This is a genomic window from Azospirillum sp. TSH58 (genome assembly GCF_003119115.1).
Taxonomy (GTDB): Bacteria; Pseudomonadota; Alphaproteobacteria; order Azospirillales; family Azospirillaceae; genus Azospirillum.
On record NZ_CP022367.1, the window covers coordinates 107,929 to 121,517 of the forward strand.

Here is a 13,589-nt window from a genome sequence, read left to right on the forward strand (position 1 = left end):
GGGCCGGAGGGTTTCCCCTCCGGCCCGTCCATACCCCCGCGCCGAAACGCGGGCGTCTTTACTTCTGCTCACCCAGGAAGGCGATCAGATCGTCCACCTTGCCGGCGTCCTTGATGCCCGCGAAGGCCATCGTGCCGCCCGGAACGACTTCCTTCGGGGCGGTGATGTAGGCCTTCAGGTTGTCCGGGGTCCAGACCAGACCGCCGGCGGCCTTCTCCTGCATCGGCTTGGAGTACTTGAAGCCGTCGATCGAGGCGGCCGGGCGGCCGACGACGCCGAACAGCGACGGGCCGACCTTGTTCTTGCCCTGCTCCGCGGTGTGGCAAGCCATGCACTGCTTGAAGACGTCCTTACCGGCGGCGGCGTCAGCGGCCTGCGCGGCGCCCGCGCCCATGGCAATGCCGGCGATCAGGGCGGCGCCCAGGATATGCTTGTTCATTGGTCAGATTCCCCCTTCCGGATGAGGCCGGCGTTCGGATGCCGGCAGGTTCGGGCGCAGCATACACATTCTGTGGTTAAGGCCAACCCCCCAACGTGTCGCGCCCACAGCACAAACACCAAATACGGGTTATTTCATCCAGGCGAGAAGAAGGACAAGAACAGCCACCACGACCAGCGCCGCCCAAGGCACATAGAAGCCGCCCCGCCCGCGGGCGGCGGGAAGCGGGATGGGAATTTCCGGGGCGGGAGCCGCCACGGCGGGTGTGACCGGTCGAGGCGCCGCGGTGCTCCGCGCCACAGGCTCCGCGACAGTTTCCGAGGCCGCTTCCGCAACCGGTTCGGGAACCGGCTCGGGCGCCGGCCCGCCGACCACCGCCGTGAAGCGGTTGAAGAAATCATCCGCCATCTTACGCGCCGTGGCGTCCACCAGACGCGATCCGATCTGCGCCAGCTTGCCGCCGACCGTGGCGTGGGCGGTGTAGGACAGGACCGTCGCCGCCTCGCCGTCCGGTTCCAGCGAGACCTTGGCGCCGCCCTTGCCGAAACCGGCGGCCCCGCCGGAGCCTTCGCCGGTGATGGTGTAGCCGTTGGGCGGGTCGAGGTCGGAGAGGGTCACCTTGCCGGAGAACTTGGCGCTGACCGGCCCGACCTTGGCGACGACCTTGGCGGTGAATTCCGTGTCGGAGGTCTTCTGCACCTCCTCGCAGCCGGGAATGCACTGGCGCAGGATGTCCGGATCGTTCAGCGCCGCCCAAACCTTGTCCCGCGGGGCCGTGATGCGCTGGCTGCCGCTCATGTCCATGACGTGGTCCTCCCCTGCCTTTTTCTCACAGCCAAGCCATAGCCGGACGATACGGCAAGGCCGCGGCCGGCGACAGTCCCCCTTTCAGCCAGGAAGGGGCCGTTCAGCGCGGGGCGGGCGGAACGCAGTTCTGGACGATCGGCGTGCAGGCGGACAGCGAGGCGTTGCCCGGATAGGACACCTGCTCCACGACCCCGCCCGGCCCGAGGACGAAGGTGGCCTCGCACATGCCGGGCGATGAGGAACCGATCGGCAGCCCGAAGCCCAGCCCGACGCCGACCCCGCTGGAACCGCCCCCTCCGAAACCGCCGACGCCGATGCTGCTGCCGCCGAGCGGGCTGACGGCGACACCGGGGTCGGAGACGTAGGTGTAGTATTCCCGCCCGCCGGCCTGGGCCTGCCGCGCCGGAACCCCGGCGCAGGCGAGCAGCCGCTCCTTCGGCATGCCGACCATTTCGGTCTGGGCCCGCCGGGCGATCTGCGGGTCCGGCCCTGTGGCGCAGGACGCCAGAAATGCCCCGGCCAGCCCAAGAAGCGCCGCCGTTCCGACCTGCCGAAGCATCATGACCCTCGCCCTCCCACGCATCATCGCACGACTGGCACAACCCCGCCCACCGCTTGCGGTTCCCGGAGAAAGCCGGCTACCTAAACCGGAGCGTGCTCCAGCACTGCCAACTCGGTGCCGATCCTCCTCAGGGTACGGAAGGCTGGTTTCGGATGTGAGGACGCTTTGACGGTTGATGGAACGGAGGATCGTGGTATGACTGACAATGGTATGGTTTCGACTAGCGACGGTTTTGCGATGACCACGGTCTACCTTGCGCTTGGCAGCAATCTGGGCGACCGCGCCGCCAATCTGGCGGCCGCGCAGCAACGGCTCGCTCCGCAGGTCCGCATCACGCTGGCCTCGCCCGTCTACGAAACCGCTCCGATGTATGTGACCGACCAGCCGGCCTTCCTGAACATGGTGTTGCGCGCCCAGACGGCGCTCGGCCCCTGGGAACTCCTGCGCCACATCAAGAGCGTCGAGGCGGAGATGGGCCGCGACCTGGAAGGCGGCCTTCGCTTCGGGCCGCGCCCCATCGACATCGATATCCTGTTCTATGGCGAGTTGGTGATGTACGCGCCGGAACTGGAGATCCCCCATCCCCGCATCGCGGAGCGCGCGTTCGTCCTGGCCCCGCTCGCCGACATCGCGGGCGGCCTGCAGCACCCGGCCATCCCGCGCAGCGTCGACGATCTGCTGGCCGCCGTGCCGGGTCGCGACACGGTTGTCCGCACCGGCACGGAACTTCCGGTGGCGGTCTGACCTTGCCGAACGGGCGGGCGCCTGCGCTATAGTGGGCGCGGCGCAGCGACGAGGCGGCCGCCCCCGGCGGGGCATGGACCAGGGCCGCCACCCGCCAGGAGATGCTTTTTTTGGCCAACGACCCTGTTTCCCGACCCTTCGGCGCCGATGTGTCCGGCGCGGCGGCGACCTACACCATCCTGCTGCGCGACTTCACCGCCACCGTGTCGGTCGCCGGGCGCCCCGGGCGCCCCACCGTCCGCATCAGCCTGGAATTGAAGGTCAGCCACCCCGGACTGAGCTTCCCCGACGACATCACCGCGGTCATGTCCTACGAGGACATCGTCGAGGACCTGCGCCGGCTGTGCGCGCAGGAGGCACTGCCCGGTCCCGACTATCTGGCCGACCGCACCGCCGATCTGTGTCTGGCCTACCCGAAGGTGCGCCACGTTCGTGTGGACGTGGAACTGTCGTCCCTGCTTCCCGACACCGCCGGGTCCGGAGTCACGATCACGCGGAACCGCGACACGGGCCGCTGAGCCCACGGCCCCTCCATCGTGGTAATCCCATTGCCGGCATAGGCATCGTTACGGTGTTCAGGCATGAACACTCAGCACTTTTTTACCCTTACGCCGACTGTGATAGTTTATTTCGCGGCGCATCATTGTTGCGAAATACCGTATCTTGCGTACAATGGAAAACGACGCCGCCTCAAGGCCGGCCGGAATGAACAGGGAGGGTAACATGGACCAATTGACGGCTCCGACCCTGTCGGAAATCCTGGACGAGCCCATCATCGTCGCCCTCATGACGCGCGACGGCATGACCGCCGAGACGTTGCGCGAGCTTCTCGAAGAGGTCGGGCGCAATTTGCGCGACCGCGAGGAACAGCTGGCCGCCTGAGCGGGCGGAACGGCGCGGCGGGTCCGGAACAAGCGGACCGCCGCGGAAGCCGGCCAGCGCTCAGCGGACGGACACGACGCGGAAGGGGCGCTGCACTCCGTCATGCTCGGTGATGGAGATGTATTCGCCCTCCACCAGCGTGTGACGGTCGAAACGGAAAATCGGTTCATCGTCGTCGCTGTCGTCGACGTCATAATCGAACAGCCATCCCTTGCCCCGATGGGTGAGGTGGCCGGTCTGCTCGTCCTCCCCGCGCCAGAAGCGGCGGACCGTGCAGGCGGGCTTGTGGCTGCGCCATTCCTCAAGGTCGAGGTGGCCGTCCGGGGTCAGCGGCGCGGTGAATTCATAGCCGTGTTCCGCGCTGCCTTCCGGATGGTCGGCGGTGCGGGCCAGTTCGAGGCGGATCGTTTTCAGGGGCACGGGCGTTCGTCCTTTGCTGGCGGCCTTTGTTTGCCGGCGGCCTTTGCTGGCGGCGGAACAAGACAGAACGCGCCGCGGTGTCACGACGGTTGGGGGAGCGCGCCAAGCGCGCTCCCCGCCGTCCCCCCGACGCGAACCCGCCAATGCCAACCGAACGGGGGGCCGGTTGTTCCGCGCCTCCCCGCTCCCCGACGCACCGTCGCGGTGCGGATGGGGCGTTTCCTTCCCGTCGACCTCCTGCCGCGCGGACCTGCGCTGCAGGGCGGGCTACAGGGCCGGGCTACAGGGCCGGGTGGTCGTGCACGAAGCCGTCCAGGACCATCGTCAACTGGCGGGCATGGACGGTCTGCCCATGGCTGCGGGCCCGTTCGATGTCCTCGCGGATGATGCGGGCGATCCGGCGGATGCCTTCGGCGTCGTGGGCGAGACAGCAGCCCAGTTCCACCGCCAGGATTTCCGGCAGATGCTCATGCTCCGCGATGGCGTCGATTTCCGCTTCGGTCAGATCGCTGAGCGCGATGCAATCGTCGATCGTCAACATGGCGCGTTCCCTTCCCGATTGCCGGGCCTTGCCCGGACCGGAGTCCGGGTGGCCCTTGTGGTTGAAAACCATCGGCGTGGAGGGCGCCCGTCATCGCGGCGCCGCGCGTCGGATCGAGGAAGCCCGGCCTTTTTAAAAGAGCGGCCCCGTCGTCAATGGGCCATAAGCACGGGCAGGCCGGCGTGATTCAGCACATAGCGGGTCACGCCACCCAGGATCATTTCCCGCATCCGGCTGTGCCCGTAGCCCCCCATCACAAGGAGGTCGGACCCAAGTTCCGCGGCCTTGTTGATGATGGCTTGGCCGACGGGTTCCGATCCCGGCTTCAATATGGTTACCTGAACGTTAACGCCGTGCCAAGCGAGATAGTGGGCGATGCGACGTCCTGCCGCAGCCTGGGTGTTGGAGGTCTCCGCGGTCAGCACATGGACGGTGTCGGCACCGGTCAGGAAAGGCATCGCACCAGTCAGGGCGCGCACCGATTCGGGGCTGCCGTTCCAGGCGAGCGCCACCGTGCGCCCGATCTCGTCCGGCAGGGTGGCGGGCGCCAGCAGCAGCGGGCGGGCCGCCCCCAGCAGGGCGCTTTCCACCGTCGCGTACGCCTGGGTGTTGCTGTCCAGCGTGGTGTGGGCGAAGACCAGCAGGTCGGCCAGCCGCCCTTCGCGCGGCACCACCTCCTCGACGCGGCCGGTTTCCTCCCGCCACTGGGCGGTCGGCGCCTCGACGCCGGTGGGCACGTCGCGCAGTTCGACGTCCGCGGCGCGAATCACATCGTCGAAGGTGCGGCGGGCGGTGTGGAGGTGGGTCTTCGACTCCCCCTCGGCGGCGCGCATGATCTCCTCGACCATCGCCCCGGACATGCCCTCGCCCAGCATGGGCACGGCGTCGCGCGGGTCCAGCGACACGAACAGAGCGTCGACATGGGCGTCGAATTCGCGCGCGATCTTCAGCGCGGCGTTCAGCGCCACCGTGTCGCCGTCGAGTCCGGCCAGCGGCACAAGGATCGTCTTGAGTGACATGATCTCCCCCCGGGCCGTTTCCGCCGGCCCATCTTATGGACGGTGCCTGTCGGAACGGCGGCTGGATGCACCGTTTCCAGCGCCGCGCCGCCCCTATACTAGACCATGGGGAACCGGCGGCGCCCGTTCCACCTGGAATTACACCAGTCGCTCCAGCACGGCCGCAAGCGTTTCCCCCGCATCCCTGCCAGCATTCGTGCGCAGCCATTCAAGCGGACCCAGATCATAGACAGCCTGCCGCTCGGCCACCTCCGCCGTCGCGTCGGAGGCGTCGCCACGGCGGGCGGCGATGCGGGCGATCCGCGCGTCCAGCGGCGCGTCGAGCCAGATCCCGTCGAATCGCACGCCGGCGTCCGCCGCAAGGCGGGCGACGGCGGCCCGCTCCTCCGGCCGGGCATGGACGGCGTCCAGCACCACGGCGTGCCCGGCGGCCAGCACGGTCCGCGCCCGCTCCAGCAGCCCGGCGTAGACCCGCTCCGTCACCGCGGGCGTGTAGGCGTCCGCGGGGAGCCGCTCCGTCTCCCCAACCCGGAAAAAGCGCTTGCGCAGCGCGTCGGAGCGCAGGACGACGGCGCCCGGCGATGCCCCCAGCGACGGCGCCAGGGCGCGGGCCAGCCGGGTCTTGCCGCTGCCGGACAGGCCGCCGACGGCGACCAGCCGCGGCGGCGGCGGCTCCAGCGCCGCCACGGCCTGGTCCAGATAGGCCACCGCCTCCCGCTCCGACCTCCGCGCCGTATCGGCACCGGGGCGGAGCGCCGCCGTGCTGGCGGCGATCTTGGCGCGGATGGCCGCCCTTATCGACAGGAACAGGGGCAGCAGCGCCAGGGCGCCGTAGTCCTCCGTCGCGTCCAGGCCGCGGTTGAGGAAAGCGTTGCCTTGCGGGCGCAGCCCCCGCCGCTCCAGATCCATCAGCAGAAAGGCGAGGTCATAGGCGACGTCGATGACCGCCAGTCGCTCGTCGAACTCGATGCCGTCGAACAGGACCGGCTTTCCGTCGAGAAGCACGATGTTCCGCAGATGCAGGTCGCCGTGGCAATGCCGGACGAAGCCGCCGCGCCGCCGGTCCTCCAGCAGCGGGGCCAGACGCCGCAGCGCGTCCGTCGACCTCTCGGCCAGCCGCTCCACGCGCTCCGGCGCGAACAGGGACGGGCAGGCGCGCAACTCGGCGATGTTGCCCTCCACGACCTCCCGCATCGCCGCCGCCCCGCCACCGTCCGGGCGTGGCTCGGCGGCCTCGTGGAAGGCCGTCACGGCGTCGGCCAAGGCGCGACTCAGGTCGTCGCCGAGAGCCCCCCGTTCCGCCACGCGGTCCAGCAGGGCGTCCTGCGGAAAACGGCGCATCACGACCAGCCAGTCCAGCGCCGTTCCACCCGCCGCGTCCTCGCCACCGAAGGCGAGCGCGCCGTCCGGCCGCCGCACCACCGAGTCCAGGCCGAGATAGAGCGACGGCGCGGTGCGCCGGTTCAGGCGCAACTCCTCCACGCAGGCCGCACGGCGGCGCTCGACCGTCGAATAATCCAGATAGGGATAGCGGACCGCGCGCTTCAGCTTGCAGGCCCGGTCGCCGGCCAGGAAGACGATGGCGGCGTGGGTTTCGACACGCTCCACCGCCGCCCCGCCGTGGCTCGCCGGATCGGCGAGGAAGGCGGCCACCGTCTGCGTCGGGTCCTGTGCCGGATCGGAAGCGGGGTTCTGCATGACGGCAGTCTAGCACGCCGCCGCGATCCCCGATGAGCCCCGCCAACCGCCTAGGCCTTCACAAACAGGGCAACCCTCCCACCATTGACGCGGAGGGCGGCGCGCACGACATCTGGGAGTAGCACCGTTACGCGCTTGCGCGGGTGTGCGGTGCACCGCGTAATGCCACAACCGCGCCGGGATCGGACGCGGTAGGCTGGAGCAGCCGGAGTAGGACGGTCAACGATCGATCGGGAGCAGGCCGCCGTGCGTCAAGGGACCTCGTGCCTCTGTCTGGTGGTTGCCGCGGCGGGCCTCATGCTCTCCGGTCCCGCGGGCGCGCAGACCCTGTCGATGCCCGAAGACCGGATCGGCAACTGGAAGATCGGCGGCCTCGCCTACAGCGTCGGGGATACGCCGGACACCAAGGTGTCCGACCTGCACAACAAGATCCGCATCGGCTCCTCCCTCCTGCCCAAGCTCGACGGATACGCGGAGGTGCGCCCCTGGGTGTCGCTCGGCCCCAGCGCACCGGACGGCAGCCTTTACGGCATGGGCGGCATCCTGATCGACGTTCCGCTGGGAGGGTCCTCCTTCGTCTTCACGCCCAGCGTCGGCGCCGGAACCCTGCCGGTCACCCCGCGCGATCCGGCGGCGACAGGCAGCGTGGTCGAGTTCCGCTCCCAACTCGAACTCGGCTACCAGTTCGAGAACAAGGCCCGCTTCAGCCTGGGCTACAGCCGCATCGACACCAGCGGCCCCACCGCGGACGCCGCCACGCCGGCCAACAACGTCTTCGGATTCTACTACCGCATGCCGTTCGGAGCGTTCACCGGACGCTGAGGTTTCGCTGTTTATTTTGCGGTGCAGCATGCCCATCCGCGAATCACTTGGCGGTTGCTCTGCCGCGCAGGCTGCGCAAAGGGGTTGGCAATACTCGCCTTAACCACTTGTTAATGACGGCTGGTTCTATTGACCCTGGGGACCAACGCCGGGGATTCGATCATGGCCAAGCGCAAGACCGCCACTGCAAAGACCGTCGAAGCCGCTCCGTCGCTTGAAGCGGCCGAGGCGCTCGCCACCGACACCGGGGCGGAAATCGTCCTGAACACCAATTTCGCGGCCATCGAGCAGGACGCGGTCGCCCTGCTGCACGCCGCCAGCCTGCTGGTCGAGGCCGACACGCCGGAGAAGGCGAGCCACGCGCTGGACCACAATCTGCGCCTTTGGGTCGCCATCAAGACGGTGCTCCAGAACGAGGAGAACACCCTGGATTCCGAGGTGAAGGCGAACCTGCGCAACCTCGCGCAGTATGTCACCCTCACCACCATGGAAGCGACCAAGGGCTCCATCGAGGCGCGCAAGCTGGTGTCGCTCTCGCGCATCAACATGCACATCGCGGAGGGCCTGCTGCACGGCCAGAAGAACCGCATGGTGCAGGAGCGCGCCTACGAGATCTGGGAGCGCGAGGGCCGTCCGAATGGGCGCGAGATGGACCATTGGCTGCTGGCCGAGGCCGAGATCGCCGAGCTGCTCAACAACCGCTGACGACCGTTCCGGCGTCCGATTCGGCGGCCGGTTCGGCACGGCGCCGCAATCCGGCCATTCCGTCAGGACATGACCACCCGCGTCGCGGCAACGTGACGCGGGTGGTTGCGCTTGATAGCATCCGGGCGTGACCGCGCCTCCCCTCTCCCCCGCCCCCGCCCGTCCCGCGACGCCCCGCCACATCCGTGTGGAGAACATACCGCTTGGCATCGTCATGATGCTGGGATCGGTGCTGCTGTTCTCCGTGATGAACGTGCTGGTGAAGCTGCTCTCGGAGACGTACCCCGTCATCGAGGTGACCTTCTTCCGCAACGCCATGGCGCTGATCCCCGTGGCGGTGGTCATTTCGCTCCAGGGCGGCTGGATCAGCAACCTGCGCACCGAACGGCCGATGGGCCATGTCTGGCGCTCGGTCGTCGGGCTGACCGCGATGTCGCTGACCTTCTGGTCGTTCAACCTGCTGCCGCTCGGCGACGCCGTGGCCCTGAACTTCTCGGCCCCGCTGTTCCTCACCGCCCTGTCGGTGCCGCTGCTCGGCGAGAAGGTCGGCATCCACCGGTGGAGCGCGGTGCTGGTCGGCTTCGTCGGCGTTCTCATCATGGTCCGGCCGTCGGGCGAGATGCTGACCCATCTGGGGGCGCTGGTCGCGCTGGGCGCCGCCTTCTGCCAGTCCTTCGCGATGGTGGCGATCCGCCAGCTCAGCAAGACCGAGCGGGCCAACACCATCGTCTTCTACTTCACGGCGATCACCACCCTGATCCTGGCGCTGGTCATGCCCTTCGTGTGGGTCACCCCGCACAGCCTGACCGATTTCGCCCTGCTGTCGGCCACCGGCGTGCTGGGCGGCGGCGCCCAGCTGTTCCTGACGCGGGCCTATTCTCTGGCCCCGGCGGCGGTGGTGGCGCCCTTCAACTACGCCGCGCTGCTGTGGGCCGTGCTGTTCGGCTGGATGCTGTGGAACGAGATGCCGACCCTGCACATGGTGTCGGGAGCCGCCGTGGTGGCGGTGAGCGGCCTCTACATCCTGCACCGCGAGACCCGTCGCCGCCTTCCCCCCAGCCCGCCCGCGATGGGCGGCGGCGGCGACTGACCCCCAAAGGCCGCCGGCCTCACTCCGCCGGTTGCAGGGAGCGCTCCATGGCCCCGGCGAGCTGGCGCGGGGTCACCGGCTTGTGCATCAGGCCGAAGCCGTGGCGCACGGCGTCGCGCTGGCACTCGGGCCCGGTTTCCCCGGTCACGACGATGGCCGGAATTTCGGCGTCGAACAGCCGGCGGATGTCGAGAATGGCGTCGGTGCCGACCTTGCCCTCGCGCAACCGGTAGTCGGCGATGATGATGTCGGGCTTGCGGCTGGCCGACCGCAGCTTCTCCACCGCCTGCTCCCCCGAACCGGCGATCAGAACTTCGTACCCCCATTCGCGCAGGATCGCCTGGAGGCCCAGCAGAACGATGGCGTCGTCGTCGACGACCATCGCCAGCCGTTCCTCCCCGCCTACGGCCACCACCGGCGCCGGCGCCGGCGCAGGCGCCGCGGACACGACTTCGACGGGCTTCGGCGTTTCGCCCAACGGCACCTCGATGGTGAAGACCGACCCGACGCCGGGCGTGGAGCGGACGGTCACCGGATGCCCGAGAAGCTGGCCGATGCGCTGCACGATGGCGAGGCCCAGCCCGAGCCCCTGGCTGCGGTCGCGCTCCGGGTTGCCGACCTGATGGAACTCCTCGAAGATGCGGGGCAGATGCTCGGCCGAGATGCCGATGCCGGTGTCGGCCACGGTGATCCGCATCCGTCCGTCGACGACCGTGCAGGTGATGGCGATGTTGCCCCGTTCCGTGTAGCGGATGGCGTTCTCCACGAGGTTGCGGATCATCCGGCCCAGCAGCACGCGGTCGGAACGGATGTTCAGCGGGCATCCCTCCATCGTCCAGTCGAGCCCTTTGCCGCGGGCCACCGGGGCGTAGCCCGCCGCGATGTGGTCGAGCAGAAGCGCCACCGGGAAGTCCTCCAGCGTCGGCTTCACCACCCCGGCGTCCAGCCGCGACACGTCGAGCAGGCTGTCCAGCAGCCCTTTCAGCGCATCCAGCCCGCTCTCCAGCAGGCGCAGCGCCTTCATCCCCTTCTCCCCCTGGACATAGCCGTGCAGCGCCCCGGAGAACAGGAACAGCGACTGCATCGGCTGGCGCAGATCGTGGCTGGCGGAGGCGAGGAACTTCGATTTCGACAGGGCCGCCCGCTCCGCCTCCTCCTTGGCGCGGCGCAGGGCGTCCTCGGCCTCCAGACGGTCGGTCACGTCGGTGTTGGTGCCGAACCACAGCACGACGGCACCATCGGAGTCGCGCACGGGCAGCGCCCGTGACAGGAACCAGCGGAAAGCGCCGTCCCGTCCGGCCATGGGAAAGGTATCCTCCCACGGTTCCCCGGTCTGGAAGGACCGCTGGAGGCTTGCGGTGACACGTTCGGCGTGGTCGGCGGGAAGGATTCCGTCCCACAGAGGACCGGAAGCGGCGTCCGCGCCCTCGACGCCGGTGTAGTCGCACCAGCGCTTGTTGTACCAGAAGATCCGCCCGTCCGGACGGGCCATCCAGGCGAGCTGCGGGATGGAGTCCGCCAGCGTGCGGAAGCGCAGGCCGACCTCTTCCGCCTCCTCTTTGGCGGCCTGCATGGCGTTGCGCGCCTCGAAGATGTCGGTGATGTCGGTGGAGGTGCCGAACCAGCGCTCCTCTCCGGTCTCCGGGTCGGTGATCGGCAGGGCACGCTGCTTGAACCAGCGGTAGGTGCCGGCGGCGCTGCGGATACGCGCCTCGGTGTCGAAGATCGTCCGCGATTCGACCGCCTGCATCCAAACCGTGAGAAGGCGCTTTCGATCGTCGGGATGAATGGTCTCGGTCCAGCCGAAATCCCGCGCCTCCTCCGCCCCCTGGCCGGTGTAGGACAGCCATTGCTGGCTGAGGAAATCGCAGCCGCCGTCCGCCCGGCAGGTCCAGACCATCTGCGGCAGCGCTTCCAGAAGGGTGCGGTAGCGGTGTTCGCTGGCGCGCAGGGCGGCCTCCGCCGCGCGGTGGGCGGACACGTCGCGGAAGTAGATGGACAGGCCGCCGCCCGCCTGCGGGTACACGTTGAACATGGTCCAGCGCTGGAAGATGCCGGACAGCGCCTCGAACTGGCGCGGCTGCTGGTCGGCCATGGCCGCCTCGAAGCTGCGGATGATCGTGTTGCCCGCCACCTCCGGAAACAGGTCCAGCAGGCAGCGGCCGATGAGGTCGTCGCGCGGGCGCTCGAACATCTCCTGGGCGCGCTTGTTCACGTAGGTGATCCGCCAGTCGCGGTCGATGGCGTAGAAGGCGTCGCCGATGCTCTCCAGGATCTGGTTCGCCTGCTCGACCGCGCGCTCCAGCGCCCGCTCGGCGAGAAGACGCTTGCTGATGTCCTGGAAATAGATGGCCAGACCGGCGGAGGACGGGAAGACCCTCAGGAACAGCCAGACGCCGAGCGGCGCGAAATAGGCCTCGAACTCATCCGGATGGCGGTCCCTCATGGCGATGTGCAGGCGGTCCCACAGCACGGTCCCCATGGCGTCGGGAAAGGCCTCCCACAGCCGCTGCCCGGTCAGGTCGCTGCTGCCGCCCATCAGGCCGCGCGCGCGTCCGTTCATGTAGACGATGCGCCAGGACCGGTCGACCTCGTAGACGCCGTCCGTCGTGCTTTCCAGAATGGCTTGCGACCGCCGGTCGGCCTCCGCCGCGGCCTCCGCCACCCGCGCCCGCCGCTCCGCCGCCTCCCGCCGATTGTGGGAGCGCACAAGGGTCCAGGCGACCAGCGCCGCCACCGCCAGCGCCCCCAACCCGCCGCCGGCGACCGTGTAGATCGTGCGGCGCGCCATCGCCTGGATCGGCTCGGCCGGGGTGCCGAGGACCAGGAGCCAGCCCGACGCGGCGATGGAGCCGGCCTTCGCCGACAGCACCTCCTCTCCCTGCCGGGTGTGCGACAGGAAGAATTCGTCGCCGGTCTTCAGCGCCTGGATCAGGGATTCGGGCGCCGGCTTTCCGACCGCCGGGTCGAAGGCCGTTTCAGACCGCGTCCGGGCGACGATCCGCCCATCGCGGTCGAGCAGCGCGACGATCCAGGTCGGCGCCACCGCCTGATCGACCAGGACCTGACGCAGGGACCAGGCCCGCACATAGGCGGTGAGGACCAGCCGCACCTCGCCCACGCCCCAGACCGGCACGCTGACGGCGAAGACCGGTTCCACCTTGCCGGCCGGGTCGGTGATCACGCCGCTGATCCAGACCTCTCCCGAACGGAACACATGGTCCGCCTGGGCGGACCGGGCGGCAGGATCGAGTCCGCCGGCTCCCGGCTCCTCCGGCCGGTGGAGCAGGTTGACGACACCCTGGCGGTCGCGCACCTCCAGGGCGACCCAATCCGACCGCTGCCGCAGCGCACGTTCTCCCCGATCCCTCCAGACGGCGCGGTCGCCGATGTCCAGCGAGCGGGCCGTGGACATGATCTCGAGCGCGCTGCGCGTCATAAGGACGCGCCCGTCCACGGTCCGCACCGCCGCATCGGTGGCGTGGCGGACCAGTTCCTCGATCGACCGCTCCTGCTGACGGTCCACCAGCATGATCGAGGCCACCGCGAAGGCGACGAGCGGAAGAAGCGCCAGCAAGGCCACGAAAGGGAGACGAAGGCGCATACCCGGTTTTCACAGACTGTTGATGCCACCCACTATAGACAGCCACTCAGGCGACTCCCACAAAATCCGCCCGTCTATCACTATTTTCAGCAGCACCGGCGTGAAGTTCTTGAAGTTCTCAAATGAAATTTGGGCACTCCACAAAAGGTGGTAATGTGCGAGGCAAGGCGCCGCGATCGCGCACAGCCTTGAATTGTCGATGTCCAAATATCGATGGCGGGCCTGCGGGAATTCGATTTGCCGCGGAGACAGGCGC

Annotated in this window: 14 protein-coding genes; 6 read left to right on the top strand and 8 right to left on the bottom strand. The window is 68.8% G+C overall.

The features are described 5' to 3' along the window. Positions 1 to 58: 58 nt before the first annotated feature. The 3 genes from TSH58p_RS22100 to TSH58p_RS22110 form a co-directional block, all read right to left on the bottom strand. Complete coding sequence (locus TSH58p_RS22100) at positions 59 to 439, bottom strand: cytochrome c family protein (RefSeq protein ID WP_035676169.1); 381 nt, start codon at positions 437 to 439, stop codon at positions 59 to 61. Positions 440 to 568: 129 nt separating this feature from the next. Continuing rightward, entirely contained in the window at positions 569 to 1,243 is a 675-nt protein-coding gene (locus TSH58p_RS22105; RefSeq protein WP_109069522.1) for a carbon monoxide dehydrogenase subunit G, read from the bottom strand. A gap of 103 nt (positions 1,244 to 1,346) precedes the next feature. Then, the gene (locus tag TSH58p_RS22110) at positions 1,347 to 1,808 is read right to left on the bottom strand and encodes a hypothetical protein (RefSeq protein WP_109069523.1); all 462 of its coding nucleotides are present in this window, start codon (positions 1,806 to 1,808) and stop codon (positions 1,347 to 1,349) included. 237 nt (positions 1,809 to 2,045) lie between these two features. On the opposite strand from TSH58p_RS22110, the gene folK reads away from it, so the two are divergent. The 3 genes from folK (at position 2,046) to TSH58p_RS33670 (ending at position 3,434) form a co-directional block, all read left to right on the top strand. Beyond that, the gene (gene folK, locus TSH58p_RS22115; RefSeq protein ID WP_109069524.1) at positions 2,046 to 2,552 is read left to right on the top strand and encodes a 2-amino-4-hydroxy-6-hydroxymethyldihydropteridine diphosphokinase; all 507 of its coding nucleotides are present in this window, start codon (positions 2,046 to 2,048) and stop codon (positions 2,550 to 2,552) included. 101 nt (positions 2,553 to 2,653) lie between these two features. Further along, the gene (locus tag TSH58p_RS22120; protein WP_109069525.1) at positions 2,654 to 3,070 is read left to right on the top strand and encodes a dihydroneopterin aldolase; all 417 of its coding nucleotides are present in this window, start codon (positions 2,654 to 2,656) and stop codon (positions 3,068 to 3,070) included. 205 nt (positions 3,071 to 3,275) lie between these two features. Continuing rightward, positions 3,276 to 3,434, top strand: coding sequence for a hypothetical protein (locus TSH58p_RS33670; RefSeq protein WP_199230095.1), 159 nt, complete (start codon positions 3,276 to 3,278; stop codon positions 3,432 to 3,434). A gap of 60 nt (positions 3,435 to 3,494) precedes the next feature. On the opposite strand, the gene TSH58p_RS22125 is transcribed toward TSH58p_RS33670, so the two are convergent. The 4 genes from TSH58p_RS22125 to TSH58p_RS22140 all read right to left on the bottom strand — a co-directional run bounded on the left by TSH58p_RS22125 (position 3,495) and on the right by TSH58p_RS22140 (position 7,112). Next, positions 3,495 to 3,854: a hypothetical protein gene (locus TSH58p_RS22125; protein WP_109069526.1), complete on the bottom strand. Its 360-nt coding sequence runs from the start codon at positions 3,852 to 3,854 to the stop codon at positions 3,495 to 3,497. 280 nt (positions 3,855 to 4,134) lie between these two features. Then, entirely contained in the window at positions 4,135 to 4,395 is a 261-nt protein-coding gene (locus TSH58p_RS22130) for a hypothetical protein (RefSeq protein ID WP_109069576.1), read from the bottom strand. Positions 4,396 to 4,547: 152 nt separating this feature from the next. Next, the gene (locus TSH58p_RS22135) at positions 4,548 to 5,414 is read right to left on the bottom strand and encodes a universal stress protein (RefSeq protein ID WP_109069527.1); all 867 of its coding nucleotides are present in this window, start codon (positions 5,412 to 5,414) and stop codon (positions 4,548 to 4,550) included. Positions 5,415 to 5,552: 138 nt separating this feature from the next. Then, positions 5,553 to 7,112, bottom strand: a complete 1,560-nt coding sequence (locus TSH58p_RS22140; RefSeq protein WP_109069528.1) for a bifunctional aminoglycoside phosphotransferase/ATP-binding protein — start codon at positions 7,110 to 7,112, stop codon at positions 5,553 to 5,555. Between the two features lie 297 nt (positions 7,113 to 7,409). On the opposite strand from TSH58p_RS22140, the gene TSH58p_RS22145 reads away from it, so the two are divergent. From TSH58p_RS22145 to TSH58p_RS22155, 3 genes are all read left to right on the top strand, one after another. Next, the gene (locus TSH58p_RS22145; RefSeq protein ID WP_247873976.1) at positions 7,410 to 7,934 is read left to right on the top strand and encodes an acyloxyacyl hydrolase; all 525 of its coding nucleotides are present in this window, start codon (positions 7,410 to 7,412) and stop codon (positions 7,932 to 7,934) included. A 162-nt stretch (positions 7,935 to 8,096) separates the two neighbouring features. Beyond that, positions 8,097 to 8,639 (top strand): DUF2934 domain-containing protein, encoded by a 543-nt coding sequence (locus tag TSH58p_RS22150; protein WP_109069578.1) that lies wholly within the window; start codon positions 8,097 to 8,099, stop codon positions 8,637 to 8,639. Between the two features lie 127 nt (positions 8,640 to 8,766). Further along, positions 8,767 to 9,729: a DMT family transporter gene (locus TSH58p_RS22155; protein ID WP_109069529.1), complete on the top strand. Its 963-nt coding sequence runs from the start codon at positions 8,767 to 8,769 to the stop codon at positions 9,727 to 9,729. Between the two features lie 19 nt (positions 9,730 to 9,748). On the opposite strand, the gene TSH58p_RS22160 is transcribed toward TSH58p_RS22155, so the two are convergent. After that, the gene (locus tag TSH58p_RS22160) at positions 9,749 to 13,333 is read right to left on the bottom strand and encodes a PAS domain-containing protein (protein WP_109069530.1); all 3,585 of its coding nucleotides are present in this window, start codon (positions 13,331 to 13,333) and stop codon (positions 9,749 to 9,751) included. Positions 13,334 to 13,589: the final 256 nt, after the last annotated feature.